The organism is Planococcus notacanthi (assembly GCF_030407825.1).
In the GTDB taxonomy this organism is placed as follows: Bacteria; Bacillota; Bacilli; order Bacillales_A; family Planococcaceae; genus Planococcus; species Planococcus notacanthi.
In genome coordinates this window covers 1,265,521-1,284,120 of sequence record NZ_JASDCQ010000001.1, presented here as the reverse complement: position 1 = coordinate 1,284,120, position 18,600 = coordinate 1,265,521, and the positions used below count along the sequence as shown (strand labels likewise).

Genomic DNA, 18,600 nt, shown 5'->3' with positions numbered 1-18,600 from the left:
ACATGTCAAGAACGCATTATTGTGGGGAAGTCAACGAAACTGTTATTGGACAACGTGTTACATTAAAAGGATGGGTACAAAAACGCCGGGACCTTGGCGGTTTGATCTTTGTCGACGTCCGTGACCGTTCAGGAATTGTCCAAGTGGTCTTCAATCCGGAAATTTCAACAGAAGCTGCTGCAATCGGTGAATCCCTGCGGAACGAATTCGTAGTCCACATCGACGGCTTAGTCGTGGCACGGTCAGAAGGCCAGATCAACGCAGCGATGAAGACCGGGAAAATTGAAGTGCAGGTGGATCACGCAGCCATCATCAATGCAGCGAAAAACCCGCCTTTCGCCATCGACGACAATAACGATGTCAATGAAGATCTGCGCTTGAAATACCGTTATTTGGACTTGCGCCGTCCGGCGATGTACGAAACGTTCAAAATGCGTTCAGACGTCACCAAATCGATCCGCCGCTTCTTGGATGAAGAAGGTTTCATTGAAGTCGAAACACCAATTTTGACGAAATCGACTCCTGAAGGCGCACGTGATTACCTGGTGCCGAGCCGTGTCCATGACGGGGAATTCTACGCCTTGCCGCAATCGCCGCAGCTTTTCAAGCAAATGCTGATGGTTTCCGGATTCGATAAATATTACCAGATTGCCCGTTGTTTCCGTGATGAAGATCTTCGTGCTGACCGCCAGCCGGAATTCACCCAAATCGATATGGAAATGAGTTTCCAGACGATGGAAGACATTATCGGGATGAATGAACGCCTAATGGTGCAAATGATGAAGGATGTCAAAAATATCGATATCGAACCGACTTTTCAGCGCATGAGCTACACAGAAGCAATGGACCGCTTTGGATCAGATAAACCGGATGTCCGTTTCGGCCTGGAATTGGTCGATGTATCGGATTTGGTAAAAGATTCAGCATTCAAAGTTTTCACTGGTGCAATTGAAAATGGCGGCCAAGTGAAGCTGATCAACGTTAAAGGGCAAGCTGCCAATTATTCACGAAAAGACATCGATGCACTGGGTGCATTCGCTGCAGTTTACGGAGCAAAAGGATTAGCTTGGCTGAAAGTTGAAGAAGAAGGCGTCAAAGGACCGATCGCGAAATTCTTCGAAGGCGAAGCAGCAACTGCTTTGACCGAACGTGCAGAAGCGGAAGCAGGGGATTTATTGCTGTTTGTAGCTGATAAGAAAACGATTGTCGCAGATGCGCTTGGCGCTCTTCGATTGAAGTTCGGCAAAGAACTTGGCCTGATCGACAACTCGATCTACAAATTCCTTTGGATTACGGACTGGCCGCTATTGGAATACGATGACAAAGACGGCCGCTATTATGCAGCCCATCATCCTTTCACAATGCCATTCGAAGAAGACTTGGAAAAATTGGCGACAGAACCGCAAAATGTCCGTGCACAAGCCTACGATCTTGTGTTGAACGGCTATGAATTGGGTGGGGGATCTTCGCGTATTTACCGCCGCGAAATTCAGGAGCAGATGTTTGAAGTACTGGGCTTCAGCAAAGAAGAAGCCAATGCGCAATTCGGTTTCCTTATGGAAGCTTTCGAATACGGAACGCCTCCGCATGGCGGGATTGCATTCGGCCTCGACCGTCTTGTTATGCTTCTTGCAGGGCGTACAAACTTGCGCGACACCATTGCTTTCCCGAAAACAGCTAGCGCCAGCGATTTGCTGACGGATGCGCCGAGCCCGGTTTCAGGTGCACAGCTTGATGAATTGAGCCTATCGCTGAACATTCAGAATAATAAAAAAGTATCAGAGTAAAAAGCTTGTCTAAATAAAAAAGGTGTGCTAACATACGTTTATAGAGAATCCTGATGTGTTCGTTTTAAGCAATTCGATTTTGACCCAACATTATGTCGTCGGGAGATTGGATTTCACCATGGCTAACATGCCTTAACGGGAAGTTATAAGTGGTGAAGAGGTCACCCACCTGCTTTCAGCGGGTTCAAACGATGCGCACCAACAAAGACGGCACGATTGGGATTCCTAATTAAAAAATCATTTTTATCCCTCCGGCAATTAATTGTCGGAGGGATTTTTATTGTGTATAATTCCTATTATGCGTATCAACTTTGAAAGGCAGTGGCTTAATGTTACACCAATTCTCCAGAAATGAATTAGCAGTAGGAAAAGAAGGAATCGATTTATTGAAAAACGCGACAGTCGCCATTCTTGGCATCGGAGGCGTAGGCTCATTTGCAGCAGAAGCATGCGCACGCAGCGGCGTCGGCACCATCATCCTGGTGGATAAAGACAATGTTGACATCACCAACATCAACCGCCAGTTGGTCGCCAATCTGTCCACTATTGGGCAGTCAAAAGCAGGTGTCATGAAAGACCGCATTGCGGACATCAACACGGAATGCAAAGTGATTTCCTTGCATATGTTCTATACCGAAGAGACATATGAGGAATTCTTCAGCTATAATCCGGACTATGTAATTGATGCCTCCGATACAATGATCTACAAAGTCCACTTGATGGAAGAATGCTACAAACGCGGCATCAAAATCATCGCAAGCATGGGAGCGGCCAATAAAACCGACCCAACACGCTTCAAGATTGCGGATATTTCCAAGACACATACCGACCCACTTGCGAAAATCATCCGCAAGAAGCTACGCCAAGCTGGAATTTACAAAGGCATTCCGGTTATCTTTTCGGATGAAAGCCCGATCATCGTCCGCGAAGATGTCGTAGAAAATGTCGGCAAGCCCGATGCAGCCATCCGCAAAGCGCAGATGCCGCCGTCCTCAAATGCCTTCACGCCATCGACAGTCGGCTTGATTGCAGCGAGCTGGGTAGTCAACGACATCACAAAGTCCATTCCCATCACGCGTGTCCGCATGAACTGACCAGCCGCCGGCTCTTAAACTTGAGCCGGCTTTTCTGTGCCGTTTTAAAGATTCCAGACAGAGAAAAAGCCATTTCCAACGAAGGAAATGGCTTTGCTAAGAGACCATCATTTTTTATTTTTCCGGAAACTCTTCAGTTTTTCATAGATCCCGGCAAATTTCTTTTCTTCACCGGCGACGACCGGTTTGTAGAACTCTGCCGATTTTACTTCTTTCGGTAGATAGTCCTGATCGACCCAGCCCCCAAACGAACCGATCGGAGAGTCATGCGGATAGCGGTAGCCGCCGTGCCCAAGCTCCGCGCTGCCTGCGTAATGGGTATCGCGCAGATGCAGCGGGATGTCGCCAACTTGGCCTTTGTTGATGGCTGCAGTGGCAGCATCGATTGCTTTGTAAGCTGAATTGGATTTTTCGGACAAACACATTTCTGCTACAGCTTGGGCGAGCGGGATGCGCGCTTCAGGAAGGCCGAGCCGGTCTGCAGCCTGGCAAGCTGCCAGCACGTGTCCACCGACTGCCGGGTTGGCTAGCCCGATATCTTCGTAGGCCATGACCAATAAGCGGCGTGTGACTGCCGTCAAATCCCCGTTTTCCAGCAGATGCGCCAAATAATACATAGCGGCATTGACATCGCTGCCGCGAACGGATTTTTGGAGGGCAGACAGCAGGTTGAAGAAATGAGATCCTTTTTTGTCGCCGAATACGCCGACGCGCTTGATCATCTGTTCGACCATCTGATCTTCCACGATGTATTTGCCATCGCGTTCATCAGAAGCGATGACGATTGACTCAAGCATCGTCAATGCTTTGCGTGCATCTCCGTTGGTGCCTTCCGCGATGCGTTCGACTTGTTTCGCGGAAATGTCAATTTCTTCACTGCCAAGGCCGCGCTTGGTGTCGGTCAAAGCCGCATTCAAGAGCTGAACGATATCTTCCTGCGTTAATCGCTTCAGCTGTTTGATTTCACCGCAGCGAGAACGGATTGCGGGGTTGACATCATGGAATGGGTTTTCCGTCGTCGCACCGATGAGGACGATCGATCCACTTTCGACATGCGGAAGCAAAGCATCTTGCTGGAGTTTGTTGAAACGATGGATTTCATCCAAAAACAGCAAGACTTTCCCAGTCATCCGTGACTCGGTCACCACCTCTTCAACATCTTTCTTGCCGGAAGTGGTGGCGTTCAAGGCGATGAACGGCAAATTGGATGTGCCTGCGATCGCGTGGGCGATGGAGGTCTTGCCGATTCCGGGCTCACCGTATAGCAGCATAGACGGCACATGGCCGTTGCTGATCATTTTATAAAGAGCCGTATGCGGCCCGATAACATCTTTTTGTCCGACGACTTCGTCGATGGTGCGGGGGCGCATACGGAAAGCTAAAGGTTCGTTGTGCATAAGAAAACTCCTTCCGTACATTCGTTCTATCAGTATAGCGTTTGAAGTTTCAAAAGTCATTGCAAGTCCATTCGGCCCAATTTATGCTATACTGTTTTGAAGAATATCGGTGTTTGTTTAGCGTGGATCAGTTATTTATTATTAGCATTATTCTGCTAATTTCATCCTTTAAATCGGCTGTGCTTTTTGCAGAATTACTGGTGGCACAACTGATTTGCTTCATTTCTTGACCGGCTAATTATAAATTCAATTTATTAAACTCAGAGGTGCAATGATGAAAATATCAACCAAAGGCCGTTACGGTCTGACCATAATGATCGAATTAGGAAAACAATACGGGGAAGGCCCGCTTCCGCTGCGCAAGATTGCTGCAGAAAATGATTTATCGGAAGCTTACCTGGAACAGCTCGTCGGACCACTCCGCAACTCGGGACTTGTAAAAAGTGTCCGCGGAGCATATGGCGGTTATATGTTGACTCGCCATCCACGGGAGATTTCTGCAGGAGATGTCATTCGCGTGCTGGAAGGGCCGATACAGCCGGTCGAAGGCATTGAAGACGAGAAACAGCCCCAGCGCGAGCTATGGGTGCGCATCCGTGATGCAGTGAAAAATGTACTCGATACAACGACTATTGAAGATTTGGCCAAAGCCAATAACGGTGAAACTGAAAGTTATATGTATTATATATAAAGGAGTTAGCAAATCATGAATCGAATTTATTTAGACCATGCAGCGACTTCTCCGATGCATCCTGAAGTGGTGTCCACTTTTTCAGAAGCACTTGGAACGGTCTATGGCAATCCGTCGAGCATACACGGGACCGGAAGAGCCGCCCGCAAGGCATTGGACGACGCCCGCAAATTACTGGCTGACAGCATCCACGCTGATGACACGGAGATCATTTTCACCAGCGGCGGAACCGAAGCGGACAATTTGGCGGTTTTCGGCACTGCTGCCAAAAAAAGCGGCAAACACATCATCACGACAGTGATCGAACATCATGCAGTTCTGCATGCTTGTGAGAAATTGGAACGGGAAGGCTACGACATTACTTATCTGGCGGTTGATGAAAATGGCCAGGTCCAAGCAGAAGACGTGAAAAATGCGTTGCGTGACGATACAATTCTAGTGTCGGTGATGCTGGGCAACAATGAAGTCGGCACCATTCAGCCGGTCGCTGAAATCGGTGAACTGCTGAAAGGGACAGGCATTACGTTCCACACGGATGCTGTCCAGGCATATGGTGTGCTGCCGATTGATGTTGAGAAATTGAACGTCGATTTATTGTCTGTATCCGCACACAAGCTGAATGGACCGAAAGGCGTCGGTTTTCTATACCAGCGTAAAGGAATAGCGGTAAGTCCATTGTTGTACGGCGGAGAACAGGAACGCAAACGCCGTGCAGGAACAGAAAACGTACCGGCAATTTCCGCATTTGCCAAAGCTGCAGAAATTTCATTGTCGACGATGGAAGAGAAAACTGCGGCATATGAGCACTACAAAACCATCTTCAAATCCGCATTGAATCAGCAAGGCATTGATTACAAGGAAAACGGCAGCAATCAACTGCCGCATATATTAAATCTCAGCATTCCGGGCATCGAGATCGAATCGTTTCTGGTCAATCTGGATTTAGCGGGAATTTCAGCTTCAAGCGGGTCCGCCTGCACAGCCGGGTCAATTGATCCTTCCCATGTGCTCGTGGCCATGTACGGTGAACAAGCTGCTGAAATCCGCAATTCCATCCGATTCAGTTTCGGATTCGGATTGGCGCCTGAGGATATTGAACAAGCTGCTGCAAAGACAGCTCAAATCAGCCAGCGTTTGGCGTTAAAATGAAAAGGTGAGAGATAATGACTGCAAAAGCACCACAAGATACACGTGTTGTCGTCGGCATGTCCGGAGGGGTCGACTCTTCGGTTGCCGCTTATTTATTGAAAGAACAGGGTTATGATGTCATCGGCATCTTCATGAAGAACTGGGATGACACCGATGAAAACGGCGTCTGTACAGCGACGGAAGATTACGAAGATGTTATCCGAGTCTGCAACCAGATTGGCATTCCGTATTATGCCGTCAATTTTGAAAAGCAGTACTGGGATAAGGTTTTCACATATTTCCTGGAAGAGTACAAAGCAGGGCGTACACCGAATCCTGATGTCATGTGCAACAAGGAAATCAAATTTAAAGCATTCCTTGAACATGCTTTGAGCCTGGGTGCAGATTATTTGGCGACCGGCCATTACGCACAGGTAGAACACTCGGCAAACGGGGAAACAAAAATGCTGCGCGGCAAAGACAACAACAAAGACCAGACGTATTTCCTGAACCAATTGGATCAAAGCCAATTGTCTAAAGTGATGTTCCCGATCGGCCATATGGAAAAGAAAAAGGTCCGTGAAATCGCATTGGAAGCTGAACTTGCAACAGCAACGAAAAAAGATTCCACAGGCATCTGTTTCATTGGCGAACGCAATTTCAAGGAATTCCTTGGGCAATACCTGCCGGCTCAACCCGGCCAGATGGAGACGTTGGAAGGCGTCAAAATGGGCACGCATGACGGTTTGATGTATTACACAATCGGCCAACGGCAAGGGCTTGGCATCGGCGGCGCCGGCGACCCTTGGTTTGTCATCGGCAAAGATTTGAAAAAGAATGTTTTATACGTTGGGCAAAATATCCATCACGATGCTCTATTCTCGGATAGCCTGACTGCGGTAAACTTAAGCTTCACGTCAAATACAGCACCGACCGGCATTTTGGAGTGCACAGCGAAATTCCGCTACCGCCAACAGGATGTCGGCGTTACAGTGGAATTTAAAGGCGAGGAAGCCATCGTGACATTTGCAGAACCGGTCCGTGCCATTACACCAGGACAAGCCGTTGTTTTTTATGACGGCGAAGAATGTCTGGGCGGCGGAACCATCGACCGTGTCTTTAAAAATGGCGCGCGTTTGGAATATGTAGGGTAATGGGAGAGACAGCGATGAATTACAACGAAATCGGCATACAGGCTTTACAAGAAGGCAACACGGAAGAAGCGATCAAAGCTTTTACACAAGCGATTGAAGAGCAGCCGGATAATCCGCTTGGCTACATCAACTTTGGCCATGTGCTGACTTCCATGGACGAAATCGACCGTGCAGAACGTTTTTTCCAAAAAGCAATCACGCTTGATGAAACCTCGGCGACGGCTTATTACGGCCTCGCCAATCTTTATTTCAATTCAGGGCGTTACGAAGAAGCATTAAAGTTATACGAAAAAGCTCTGCAGTACGAATTGGAAGGCGCAGATGCGCATTTCATGATCGGCAAATGCTTCGAAAAGCTGGAGCAGCCTAAATTGGCGCTGCCTTATCTGCAGCGTGCAGTAGAGCTGGATGAAGGCGATGTCCAGGCTCGCTTGAGCTATGGCATCACTCTGGCATCAATGGAATTGTTCGAGCTGGCAGAACCGCAATTTCTGCAGGTGCTTGAACAGGATCCGAACCACTCGGACGCCCATTACAACCTGGGTGTTCTTTATGCGGTTTCCACCAATCGCACGGAAGATGCCATGCATCACCTGAAACAAGCATATACACTTGATGACCGCAATGAAATGGCGCGCTACGCGTACGATATGATCGCAACAACACTGGAATAGCCACGTGAAAAGGAGACGACAGAAATGACCGGACAAATCGATTTATTTCAAGAAGAAAAACAGTTTGTATTAGGGCGTCCTGTCGTCTCGATTTTTCACAATCCCCAAAATTTATTCTCCATCGCGAAAGTGAAAATCCAGGAAACCAACACCCCTTATACCGAAAAAGAAATCATCGTGTCGGGCTATTTCCCGATGCTGACCATGGAAGAGCAATACCGGTTTACCGGCGTGGTGAAAAACCACCCCCGATACGGCGTCCAGTTCCAGGTGGAAACCTTCACCAAGGAAGTGCCCGAAACTGAACAAGGCATTATCCATTATCTGTCGAGTGATATGTTCAATGGAATCGGCCGCAAGACGGCTGAAACCATCGTCAAAAAGCTTGGCAAAGACGCCATTAAAAAGATTTTGGAAGATCCGGATGCATTGGACAAAGTGCCGCGTCTGTCAGACGATAAAAAAGACACGATCCGTGCGACGCTGCAGATGAATCTCGGACTTGAGCGCGTCATGATCCAGCTCAACGACTGGGGATTTGGCCCGCAAATCGGGATGCGGATCTACCAGGCTTACCGTGAAGAAACCATCGATATTTTGACGAAAAATCCTTTCCAGCTGATCGAAGAAATCGAAGGCATCGGTTTCCAGCGTGCCGATGAACTGGGAATGAAACTCGGCATCACCGGCGCCCACCCCGACCGCATCAAAGCATCTATCCTGCATATCCTTAACCAGGCATCCTTGTCGGATGGGCATGTTTATGTCGATGCTAAAACCTTGATCCCAATGGTTAAAGAAATGCTTGAATCGCGCCAGCAGGCAGAAATTCCGATTGATGCGATCTCCAAAGCAGCCATCGAATTGAACGAAGAAGGCAAAGTCGCAGGGGAAGAAACGCGGCTTTATTTGCCATCGCTTTATTATTCGGAAGTAGGCATTGCGACCAAACTGGAAACCTTGCTGGCAGAGCAGGAAACCCGCACGAAATTCCCGAGTTCAGAAGTCCGCAAAGCACTCGGAGAAGCGGAAGAGCGGCTTGGCGTCAATTACGCTGAAACGCAGGTGGATGCCATTGAAAACAGCATCAACTCATCGGTCATGATTCTGACGGGCGGCCCGGGTACCGGCAAGACGACCGTAGTCCGCGGATTGGTTGAAATCTACGCAGAGCTGCATGGTTTATCTCTGGATCCAAAAGAGTACGCCAAGAAAAAAGAACCATTTCCAATCATCCTGGCAGCACCGACAGGACGGGCGGCCAAACGCTTGAGCGAATCGACCGATTTGCCGGCGATGACCATCCACCGCTTGTTGGGTTTTAACGGACAGGAAAAAGACGAAGAAACCGAAAAGGAAATCGAAGGCAAATTGATCATCATCGACGAAATGTCCATGGTCGACACTTGGCTTGCGCACCAGCTCCTGAAAGCCGTTCCGGAAGATGCCCAATTGATTTTTGTCGGGGACCAAGACCAATTGCCGCCGGTAGGACCGGGGCAAGTGCTGCGGGACCTGCTTGAATCAAAACGGATTCCTACGGTGGAATTGACCGAGATTTACCGCCAGTCTTCAGGATCTTCCATCATCGAGCTGGCGCACCAAATGAAAAAAGGCAAATTGCCGGAAGACATTACCGCGAAAACAGCAGACCGCTCATTCATTAAAGCGGGAGCGGATCAAATTCCATCAGTGGTTGAAAAAGTCGTGAAAAGTGCCTTGTCGAAAGGCCATTCAATCAAGGATATCCAAGTGCTGGCGCCGATGTATAAAGGACCGGCAGGAATTGATGCCTTGAACCGGCTGATCCAGGAAATGGTCAACCCGAATGCCGACGGCAAACGCAAAGAACTGGTATTCGGCGACATCACCTACCGCATCGGCGACAAAATCCTGCAGCTGGTCAACCAGCCGGAAAGCAACGTCTTCAATGGCGACATGGGCGAAGTCGTAGCCATTCTCAAAGCGAAAGAAACAGTCGAAAAGCAGGACATGCTGGTGGCGTCTTTCGACGGCATCGAAGTGACCTACGAACGCAGCGACCTGAACCAGCTGACGTTGGCCTATTGCTGCTCGATCCATAAATCGCAAGGGTCGGAGTTCCCGACCGTCATCATGCCGGTTGTCCGCGGCTATATGAAAATGCTGCGTCGCAACCTACTTTACACCGGCATCACCCGCAGCAGGGATTTTCTCATCCTGTGCGGAGACCCGAGCGTTTTCCGATATGGTGTTGAACGGACGGATGATATGCAGCGGATGACTACCTTGAAAAACCGTTTGGCGGTCGCAGCGGAGGAACCGAAAACCGAACAGCAAACCATGGAAAAAGCCGAAGCCGTCCAAAGCGGACCGGTCAGCCTGACCACGGAAAACGTCCACGCTATCCACCCGATGATTGGCATGGAGGGCATCACACCGCAGAAATTCATGGAAGCTTAATTGATCAAAACACACTAAAGAATATAGTTTCAGGATTAAAAAATCGCTTCAGGCGTACGCTTGCCGTGGGCATGCCTTCTGCCGTTTTGTTCCTTCACTTCCTGCGGACCTGGCAGCGAAGTTGTTTTGCGGAACAACTAGGCGACATTTAAGCTGCACATAGAAGCAATAAAAAGTCCCACTATTGACATCGACCAAAGCTTTTTCTATAATTCAAATTAGACTGATAGACAAACACAATGATGGAGACAGTATAAAATCGCATCCGGACAGAAACAGGGCCCCAGGCTGAAAGGCCCCGACGAGATCTGATTTTAGAAAGCTACTCCGGAGTGCAGCTAATCCCTGCCGTTGAACCGCGTTAAGGTGTTCGAGAGACATGAAGCTTTTGGCTTTGTGTAACTAGGGTGGTACCGCGAAATAAAGCCTTCGTCCCTTTTTTGGGATGAGGGCTTTTTATATTGTTGAGGAGGAAAAAAAGATGAAAAACTTGAAAGCTGAAGACATCAGACAAATGTATATCGATTTCTTTAAAGAAAAAGGCCATGACCAGGAACCGAGCGCACCGCTTGTGCCATTTGAAGATCCGTCCCTATTATGGATCAACAGCGGCGTGGCGACATTGAAGAAATATTTCGATGGTCGCGTCATTCCTGAGAATCCACGGATCGTCAACGCACAAAAATCAATCCGGACGAACGATATCGAAAACGTCGGCAAAACAGCACGCCACCATACATTCTTTGAGATGCTCGGCAACTTCTCCATCGGTGAATACTTTAAAACCGAAGCGATCCACTGGGCGTGGGAATTCCTGACTGATGACAAATGGATTGGTTTTGATCCGGAGAAATTATCCGTAACGATCCATCCGGAAGATGAAGAAGCATATGGCATTTGGTTGAATGAGGTCGGCGTTCCTGCTGAACGCATCATCCGCCTGGAAGGAAACTTCTGGGACATCGGCGAAGGCCCGAGTGGCCCGAACTCGGAAATTTTCTACGACCGCGGCGAAAGCTACGGCAATGATTTGAACGACCCTGAATTGTATCCGGGTGGCGAAAACGACCGTTATTTAGAAATCTGGAATTTGGTTTTCTCTCAGTTCAACCACAATCCCGACCATACGTATACACCGCTTCCGAAACAGAACATCGATACAGGAATGGGCTTGGAACGCATCACTTCCGTTGTCCAAGACGTACCGACAAACTATGACACGGATCTGTTCATTCCGATTATCCAGAAAACCGAAGAAATTTCAGGTAAGAAATATGGCCAAGATGCCGATATGGATATGGCTTTCAAAGTAATCGCTGACCACATCCGCACCGTGGCATTTGCAATCGGGGACGGAGCGCTTCCGTCGAATGAAGGCCGTGGCTATGTATTGCGCCGCTTGCTGCGCCGTGCTGTACGCTATGCGAAAAAGCTGGGCGTCGAGAAACCGTTCTTGTTTGAACTGGTTCCAGTGGTCGGGGACATCATGAAAAACTTCTACCCGGAAGTCAGCGACAAACAGGACTTTATTATCCGCGTCATGAAGCTTGAAGAAGAACGTTTCCACGAAACGCTGCATGATGGCCTGGCTATATTATCGTCCGTTGTAGAAAAACAAAAAGCGGCTGGCCAGACGGAAATTCCAGGCGAAGACGCATTCCGATTGTATGACACGTACGGCTTCCCAGTAGAGCTGACGGAAGAATATGCGGAAGAAGAAGGCATGGCGATTGACCATAAAGGATTTGAAGCAGCGATGCAGGCACAGCGTGACCGTGCAAGAAATGCGCGTCAAAATGTCAATTCAATGCAGACGCAATCGGAAGTATTGGGCAATATTAAAGACAACAGTGAATTTATCGGCTATAGCCAAACGGTATCCGATGCCCAAGTGCTGTTCATCATTAAAGATGGCGAATTGGCAGAAAGTGCCCACGAAGGGGAAGAAGTTCAAGTTATCCTGGACCAGACACCATTCTATGCGGAAAGCGGCGGGCAGATTGCAGACCGCGGGACATTGAGCAACGATTTGGTTCAAGCAGCTGTACTGGATGTCAAAAAAGCGCCGAATGGCCAGAATCTTCATTCTGTACGAGTTGAAACCGGTGAATTGACGAAATCCGCTGTCCATGCACAAGTCGATGCTTCAGAGCGCCGCCACACAGTCAAGAACCATACAGCGACGCACCTTCTGCATCAAGCACTAAAAGATGTTCTAGGCACGCACGTTAACCAGGCAGGATCATACGTAGGGCCAGACCGTCTGCGTTTCGATTTCTCGCATTTCGGCCAGGTGACGACAGAAGAATTGGAGACGATCGAAAAAATCGTCAATGAAAAAGTCTGGGAAGGCATTGCCGTCCAGACCGGCTACCATAATTTGCAGGAAGCAAAAGAAATGGGTGCGATGGCTTTATTCGGCGAGAAATACGGAGATGTTGTCCGTGTCGTTGAAATTGGCGGCTACTCACTTGAACTATGCGGCGGTGTCCATGTAACGAATACATCGGAAATCGGTTTGTTCAAAATTGTTTCAGAAGGCGGCATCGGCGCCGGCATCCGCAGAATTGAAGCTGTTACAGGAAAAGGCGCTTACGAAAGTTTGAAAGACAGTGAACATATCTTGGAACAGGCATCCGGCCTCCTGAAATCATCTCCAAAAGACATGGTCCAAAAAGTCCAGTCTGTCCAAGCGGAAATGAAATCGCTGCAGCGTGAAAACGAATCGCTGCTTGCAAAAATTTCCAATGCCCAATCTGCTGGCATTCTAGACAGCGCGCAAAAAGTAGGCGATATTACTGTCCTGTCCGTTAAAGTTGAAGCGAAGGATAATAACCAGCTGCGCCAGATGATGGATGACCTGAAAACGAAAATCGATAAAGCGGTGATCGTTCTTGGGGCAACAGATGGAGAAAAAGTCATGCTGGCGGCGGGTGTTACGAAAGATTTAGCCAGTGGGGAATATCACGCTGGCCAAATCGTCAAACATGTGGCAGAACTGTGCGGCGGCAAAGGCGGCGGACGTCCGGATATGGCAATGGCAGGCGCCAAAGATCCTGGAAAATTGGACGCGGCGCTCGAATCAGTCTATAGCTTAGTGAAATAGGTTTAATAAATCGACGCTATCGGTTATAATGGAAATCAGACAGCAGGAGTAAGTATTCCTATTCAAAATCCGAAAGCGAGGTGCTTGTCGTGAGTTCATTTGATCGAACTATGAAATTCGATTCTTCTGATGAGTCGATGGAGCAAGATGTGAAGCAAGTGATGCTTCAAGTCCATGCTGCACTTGAAGAAAAAGGCTATAACCCGATCAATCAGATTGTCGGATATTTATTATCAGGTGATCCGGCTTATATTCCTCGCCATCAGGATGCGCGAAATATGATTCGCAAACTGGAACGGGATGAAATTCTGGAAGAGCTTGTAAAGTTCTATATTAAAAAGAATAACGGGGAATAATCATGCGTATAATGGGACTTGATGTCGGATCGAAGACAGTCGGCGTCGCAATCAGCGACCCGATGGGCTGGACAGCTCAAGGAATCGAAACCGTCAAAATAAATGAAGCGATCGAAGAATTCGGAATGGCCCGCCTTGGCGAGCTGATCAAGCAATATGAAGTGACCGAAGCGGTCGTCGGCTACCCGAAAAACATGAATAACTCTATCGGGCCGCGCGCTGAAGCTTCCGAAAGATTTGCAGCTTTGCTGAAAGAAGCGTATAGTATACCGGTGGTCCTATGGGATGAACGGCTTACGACGTCGGCAGCAGAAAAGATGTTGATCTCCGCGGACGTCAGCCGCAAAAATCGCAAAAAAGTGATCGACAAGATGGCGGCAGTCATGATTTTGCAAGGCTATCTTGATTTTAAAAAATGATGAGGTGACACAAATGGAACACGGACAAGAGCACATTACAGTCGTGGACGAAAACGGCAACGAACAATTATTTGAAGTATTGTTCACATTTGAATCAGAAGACTTCGGAAAATCATATGTTTTGTATTTCCCGGTAGGCGCTGAAGAAGATGAAGAAGGCGAAATTGAAATTCATGCATCTTCCTTCACGGAAAACCCTGAATCAGACGAAACTGTTGGCGGCGGAGAACTTCGCCCGGTTGAAACTGATGAAGAGTGGGACATGATCGAAGAGATGTTGAATACGTTCCTTGACGAAGAAGAAGAAAACGAAGAACTATAAAAATGGAAGGGACGGAATTGTTTGCTGATTCCGTCTTTTTCTTTTGTGCACTTTTCTTGTATACTGATAGAAGTTGAGACAATTAAATCAACTTTTGCAGAAGAGAAAAGCTGGGGGGGGAACCCGTGGAGAAACCGTCAAAAAAAGAGATCATGTTTGAACGCATGAAAGAAAAAAAGAAGGAAGTGAGAGTCGTCCGACGCATCGTCTTAATAGTCGCGCTGATCCTATTGGTCATCATCGGAATCGCAGGCTTTCAAACCTACAATTACATCACGAACGGCCTGGAACCGGTTGATCCGGATTCTGAAGAAGTGGTTACTGTCGAAGTTCCAATCGGTTCGAGTCTGGACAGTATTGCAGCATTGCTTGAAGAAAACGGCATTATTGAAGATGCCCGCATCTACAAATATTACGTTAAATTCAACAATGAATCCGAATTCCAGGCAGGGACATACGACTTGTTGCCATCCATGACATTGGATGAAATTACGGAAAGCCTGAAAAGCGGAAAAGTCTACCGCGAGCCATTATTCACCATCAATGTTCCGGAAGGTTTGACGGTAGAAGAAATCGCTGAAAATGTCATCGCGAAGAAAACGTCGTTTACGGCAGAAGAGTTCTTGGAGAAAATTCAGGATCCTGCTTACATCGAAGAACTGATGGTCAAATACCCTGATCTGCTGACAGATGAGATTTTGAATGAAGACATCCGCTACGCGTTGGAAGGTTATTTGTTCCCAGCAACTTATCCGATCTACGATGAAGACCCATCGCTGACGTTGATTATTGAGCAAATGCTCGATACGACACAAGCAAATGTCATGCAATACCAGAGCGTGTTGGAAGAACAAGGCGAGACCCCACATTGGCTTCTGACATTCGCTTCCCTACTGGAAGAAGAGGCAACGGCTCAATCAGACCGCCAGACCATCGCCAGCGTATTCTATAACCGACTGAACGATGACATGCCATTGCAGACGGATCCAACGGTCATTTATGCGATGGGCGAACATAAGGATCGTCTCTTCAATACAGATTATGAGTTTGAACATCCATTCAGTACTTACAAGAATAAAGGGCTGCCGCCTGGACCGATTGCAAATGCTGGAGGTTCTTCGATTGAAGCGGTGTTGGATCCCGCTGAAACCGAATATTTCTATTTCTTGGCTGATTCTACAGGTACGAATCATTTTGCCAAGACCTATGAAGAACATTTGGCCAACCGGGATGAACATATCGGTAAGTAAAGCCATCGAGAAGGAAGCGTCCTCGCTTTCCTTCTCTTTTTATGGTAAGATTTGAAGTAATTTTTGCGTAGCCGAAAAGGAGCTTTCCAGTATGGTGAACAATCAATTATCAACGACGCTTAAAGCGGTTCAAGCTTATGCAGCGGCACATCATGTGCCGATTATGGAAGATCAGGGAATCCGGGAACTGGTGGGTTTACTGAAAGCACAACAACCCGAACGGATTTTGGAAATCGGTTCAGCCATTGGATTTTCAGCAATTAAAATGGCTGAGGCACTGCCGGAATGTACAGTGGATACGGTTGAACGGGATGCTTCCCGCTATGAAAAAGCAGTTGAATTTATTGCGCAATCAGGTTTCGGGGGACAGATCCGCATTTATCATGCAGATGCATTGGAACTTGCCTTATCGGAACTGAAACCACAGTATGACGCTATTTTCATCGATGCCGCCAAAGGCCAGTATGAACGCTTTTTCGACAAGTACGAAAGCTTATTGGCAACAGGCGGAATCATATATTGCGATAACATGGCGATGCATGGACTCTCTGACATTCCACTGTCCGAAGTTCCCAGAAGAAAACGTACAATGATCCGTAATCTTGCAGCATTTAAAGAACATATGCTTCATCACCCCGCTTATGACACGCAATTATTGTCAGTGGGCGATGGCATCATGATTTGCAAAAAGAAATGAACACACTAAAAACGAGGTTTGCAAGGAGCTAAACAACATGTCTAAGAATCGGCCGGTCGTTATTGGGATCGCAGGGGGTTCGGGCTCGGGGAAAACGAGTGTCACGAACTCCATTTATGAAGTATTTAAAGAAAACTCAGTGGTGGTAATCGAACAGGACTATTATTACAAAGACCAAAGCCATTTGGCCTTCGAAGAACGCCTGGAAACAAACTATGATCATCCATTGGCATTTGATACAGATCTGCTGATTGAACACATCAATGATTTGCTTGAACGCAGACCAATCGAAAAGCCGGTCTATAATTACGCTTTGCACACCCGTGCAGAAGAAACGGTGCTAATTGACCCAAAAGATGTTATCATACTGGAAGGCATTTTAGTGCTTGAAGATTCACGCCTGCGCGATTTGATGGACATCAAGCTGTTTGTCGACACGGATGGCGATTTGCGGATCATTCGCCGTTTGTTGCGCGATATCAATGAACGCGGCCGTACCATCGATTCCGTCATCGAGCAATATTTGACGGTTGTCCGCCCAATGCACAACCAATTTATCGAGCCGACAAAACGTTATGCAGATGTAATTATTCCAGAAGGCGGGCAAAACGAAGTGGCGATTGATTTAATGGTCACAAAAATCAAAACTATTCTTGAATAGATTGTTAAACTATAATATGATGAGACCAGACTGACGGTTGCACCTATGCATCCAGGTCAGCAGTTGAAGGAGTGGAAAGAATGGCTAACGAAAAACAATTTCCAATGACAGCTGCAGGAAAGCAGAAGTTGGAAGACGAACTGGATTTCTTAAAAACGGTAAAAAGAAAAGAAGTAGTGGAACGGATTAAAGTAGCCCGCAGTTTCGGAGATTTGTCCGAGAACTCAGAGTATGATTCTGCGAAAGAAGATCAGGCTTTTGTAGAAGGCCGTATTTCGACGCTTGAATCGATGGTCCGTAACGCCGTTATCATAAATGAAAACGAATCAAATAAGGATATCGTTCGTTTGGGGACGACTGTGACATTTATAGAAGTTCCAGATGGCGATAAAGAATCTTATACAATCGTCGGATCAGCAGAAGCGGATCCTTTAGAAGGCCGCATTTCTAATGATTCTCCTATTGCGAAAAGCATGATCGGCCGCACAATTGGTGAAAATGTGAAAGTATTGACGCCTGGCGGAGAAATGGAAATCAAAATTCTTTCTATCACGTGATGGAAGCGGCCATTCTGCATGCAGGATGGCCGTTTTTCATTAACTTTACTCGATATGAAACGAAATTATCGTTGAAACGTCAAATTTGTCATGAAGATTATATGTTAAACTTACAAGAAAGGGGGACATCCAATGACGAACGAAGAAAAACCGTATCCCTCTCGTTTGAAGAAAAAGAAAGAAAAAAATCGGTCAAATTCCATTTTGAACATCATGATCGGTCTGGTATTTGCATTGATTCTCATTATTGGAGTTTCTATGCTATTTAGCGGAGGGGACGATCAGGCCAACGAGTCTGAAGAAGTGGCAATCTCAACTGGTACCGAAGAACAAACGAGTGGCTCTGATGACGGTGAAAGCGCAAGTGCCGGTGACGAGGATGAAGACGCTGAAGCAAAAGCTGAAGAAGAAGCAGCCAAGAAAGCTAAAGAAGAAAAAGAAAAAGAAGAAGAAGGATCTGTCACAAAAGGCGGAACCATCACACGTGAAGATTCGAGTGATCCAATTGTAGACGAAACAGTGATCAATACAAGCTGGGAGCCGGTTGGCACCAAGCAAAAAGGAGACCATGTTTCCGTTTACCAGAAGGATTCTGTTGACTGGAATGAAAAAGTCAAAGCTGTTTCCTATGCAACTGGCCTTGACTCAAACAATATGTACGTCATGATGATCAAAAATGGCGGAGGCCCTCAGAAATCGATTGCGACTGTACAGTCTAAAGACGAATCTGAGAAATACCGTGTTCATTTGGAATGGGTGGACGGCGAAGGCTGGAAACCGGTGAAGATGGATGTATTGAAAACGCTGCAAGGCGCCTATTGATAAAGGCGTCTTTTTCTTTGCTAGTATGAGTAATTGGAATGAG

General features: G+C 47.3%; 16 protein-coding genes, 1 other RNA gene, 1 pseudogene and 1 other annotated feature. Of the genes and pseudogenes, 17 read left to right on the top strand and 1 reads right to left on the bottom strand.

Features of this window, described 5'->3' with window-relative positions; translation table 11 throughout:
• Window positions 1–2 precede the first annotated feature (2 nt).
• The 3 genes from aspS (at window position 3) to QMA01_RS06290 (ending at window position 2,881) form a co-directional block, all read left to right on the top strand.
• Entirely contained in the window at window positions 3–1,787 is a 1,785-nt protein-coding gene (aspS, locus tag QMA01_RS06300) for an aspartate--tRNA ligase (protein ID WP_290214542.1), read from the top strand.
• Between the two features lie 44 nt (window positions 1,788–1,831).
• A non-coding RNA gene (ssrS, locus tag QMA01_RS06295) (6S RNA) lies at window positions 1,832–2,014 on the top strand.
• A 102-nt stretch (window positions 2,015–2,116) separates the two neighbouring features.
• Window positions 2,117–2,881: a tRNA threonylcarbamoyladenosine dehydratase gene (locus QMA01_RS06290; RefSeq protein WP_290214541.1), complete on the top strand. Its 765-nt coding sequence runs from the start codon at window positions 2,117–2,119 to the stop codon at window positions 2,879–2,881.
• Between the two features lie 107 nt (window positions 2,882–2,988).
• On the opposite strand, the gene QMA01_RS06285 is transcribed toward QMA01_RS06290, so the two are convergent.
• Window positions 2,989–4,278, bottom strand: coding sequence for a replication-associated recombination protein A (locus tag QMA01_RS06285; protein WP_191715935.1), 1,290 nt, complete (start codon window positions 4,276–4,278; stop codon window positions 2,989–2,991).
• 274 nt (window positions 4,279–4,552) lie between these two features.
• Between QMA01_RS06285 and cymR the strand changes: the two genes are divergently transcribed.
• The 14 genes and pseudogenes from cymR (at window position 4,553) to QMA01_RS06215 (ending at window position 18,557) form a co-directional block, all read left to right on the top strand.
• Complete coding sequence (gene cymR / locus QMA01_RS06280; RefSeq protein WP_191716070.1) at window positions 4,553–4,969, top strand: cysteine metabolism transcriptional regulator CymR; 417 nt, start codon at window positions 4,553–4,555, stop codon at window positions 4,967–4,969.
• 15 nt (window positions 4,970–4,984) lie between these two features.
• A complete protein-coding gene (locus QMA01_RS06275; RefSeq protein ID WP_290185121.1) occupies window positions 4,985–6,118 on the top strand; it encodes a cysteine desulfurase family protein in 1,134 nt (377 codons plus the stop codon).
• Between the two features lie 14 nt (window positions 6,119–6,132).
• Window positions 6,133–7,251, top strand: a complete 1,119-nt coding sequence (gene mnmA / locus QMA01_RS06270) for a tRNA 2-thiouridine(34) synthase MnmA (protein WP_290214540.1) — start codon at window positions 6,133–6,135, stop codon at window positions 7,249–7,251.
• A 14-nt stretch (window positions 7,252–7,265) separates the two neighbouring features.
• Complete coding sequence (locus QMA01_RS06265) at window positions 7,266–7,925, top strand: tetratricopeptide repeat protein (RefSeq protein ID WP_290214539.1); 660 nt, start codon at window positions 7,266–7,268, stop codon at window positions 7,923–7,925.
• Between the two features lie 24 nt (window positions 7,926–7,949).
• Entirely contained in the window at window positions 7,950–10,367 is a 2,418-nt protein-coding gene (gene recD2, locus QMA01_RS06260; protein ID WP_290185115.1) for an SF1B family DNA helicase RecD2, read from the top strand.
• Window positions 10,368–10,597: 230 nt separating this feature from the next.
• Window positions 10,598–10,807 (top strand) — a binding site (T-box leader).
• Between the two features lie 41 nt (window positions 10,808–10,848).
• Window positions 10,849–13,473 (top strand): alanine--tRNA ligase, encoded by a 2,625-nt coding sequence (gene alaS / locus QMA01_RS06255; protein ID WP_290214538.1) that lies wholly within the window; start codon window positions 10,849–10,851, stop codon window positions 13,471–13,473.
• Between the two features lie 89 nt (window positions 13,474–13,562).
• Window positions 13,563–13,829, top strand: a complete 267-nt coding sequence (locus QMA01_RS06250; RefSeq protein WP_191715929.1) for an IreB family regulatory phosphoprotein — start codon at window positions 13,563–13,565, stop codon at window positions 13,827–13,829.
• A gap of 2 nt (window positions 13,830–13,831) precedes the next feature.
• Window positions 13,832–14,248, top strand: a complete 417-nt coding sequence (gene ruvX / locus QMA01_RS06245; RefSeq protein WP_191715928.1) for a Holliday junction resolvase RuvX — start codon at window positions 13,832–13,834, stop codon at window positions 14,246–14,248.
• Window positions 14,249–14,261: 13 nt separating this feature from the next.
• A complete protein-coding gene (locus QMA01_RS06240; protein WP_191715927.1) occupies window positions 14,262–14,570 on the top strand; it encodes a DUF1292 domain-containing protein in 309 nt (102 codons plus the stop codon).
• Window positions 14,571–14,695: 125 nt separating this feature from the next.
• Window positions 14,696–15,820, top strand: a complete 1,125-nt coding sequence (mltG, locus tag QMA01_RS06235) for an endolytic transglycosylase MltG (RefSeq protein ID WP_203339800.1) — start codon at window positions 14,696–14,698, stop codon at window positions 15,818–15,820.
• Between the two features lie 91 nt (window positions 15,821–15,911).
• Window positions 15,912–16,517, top strand: a complete 606-nt coding sequence (locus QMA01_RS06230) for an O-methyltransferase (protein WP_290214537.1) — start codon at window positions 15,912–15,914, stop codon at window positions 16,515–16,517.
• A gap of 16 nt (window positions 16,518–16,533) precedes the next feature.
• Window positions 16,534–17,178 (top strand): annotated as a pseudogene (gene udk, locus QMA01_RS06225) (uridine kinase); the annotation flags it as partial.
• An 80-nt stretch (window positions 17,179–17,258) separates the two neighbouring features.
• Entirely contained in the window at window positions 17,259–17,735 is a 477-nt protein-coding gene (greA, locus tag QMA01_RS06220) for a transcription elongation factor GreA (protein WP_191715923.1), read from the top strand.
• A 132-nt stretch (window positions 17,736–17,867) separates the two neighbouring features.
• Window positions 17,868–18,557, top strand: a complete 690-nt coding sequence (locus tag QMA01_RS06215) for a DUF1510 family protein (RefSeq protein ID WP_290214536.1) — start codon at window positions 17,868–17,870, stop codon at window positions 18,555–18,557.
• The last annotated feature ends 43 nt before the right edge of the window (window positions 18,558–18,600 follow it).

Coding starts and splice junctions, on each gene's coding strand:
- ruvX (WP_191715928.1), top strand. CDS start 13,832: ATGCGTATAATGGGACTTGATGTCGGATCGAAGACAGTCGGCGTCGCA.
- QMA01_RS06265 (WP_290214539.1), top strand. CDS start 7,266: ATGAATTACAACGAAATCGGCATACAGGCTTTACAAGAAGGCAACACG.
- QMA01_RS06230 (WP_290214537.1), top strand. CDS start 15,912: ATGGTGAACAATCAATTATCAACGACGCTTAAAGCGGTTCAAGCTTAT.
- QMA01_RS06240 (WP_191715927.1), top strand. CDS start 14,262: ATGGAACACGGACAAGAGCACATTACAGTCGTGGACGAAAACGGCAAC.
- QMA01_RS06275 (WP_290185121.1), top strand. CDS start 4,985: ATGAATCGAATTTATTTAGACCATGCAGCGACTTCTCCGATGCATCCT.
- recD2 (WP_290185115.1), top strand. CDS start 7,950: ATGACCGGACAAATCGATTTATTTCAAGAAGAAAAACAGTTTGTATTA.
- QMA01_RS06285 (WP_191715935.1), bottom strand. CDS start 4,278: ATGCACAACGAACCTTTAGCTTTCCGTATGCGCCCCCGCACCATCGAC.
- alaS (WP_290214538.1), top strand. CDS start 10,849: ATGAAAAACTTGAAAGCTGAAGACATCAGACAAATGTATATCGATTTC.
- cymR (WP_191716070.1), top strand. CDS start 4,553: ATGAAAATATCAACCAAAGGCCGTTACGGTCTGACCATAATGATCGAA.
- greA (WP_191715923.1), top strand. CDS start 17,259: ATGGCTAACGAAAAACAATTTCCAATGACAGCTGCAGGAAAGCAGAAG.
- aspS (WP_290214542.1), top strand. CDS start 3: ATGTCAAGAACGCATTATTGTGGGGAAGTCAACGAAACTGTTATTGGA.
- QMA01_RS06215 (WP_290214536.1), top strand. CDS start 17,868: ATGACGAACGAAGAAAAACCGTATCCCTCTCGTTTGAAGAAAAAGAAA.
- mnmA (WP_290214540.1), top strand. CDS start 6,133: ATGACTGCAAAAGCACCACAAGATACACGTGTTGTCGTCGGCATGTCC.
- QMA01_RS06290 (WP_290214541.1), top strand. CDS start 2,117: ATGTTACACCAATTCTCCAGAAATGAATTAGCAGTAGGAAAAGAAGGA.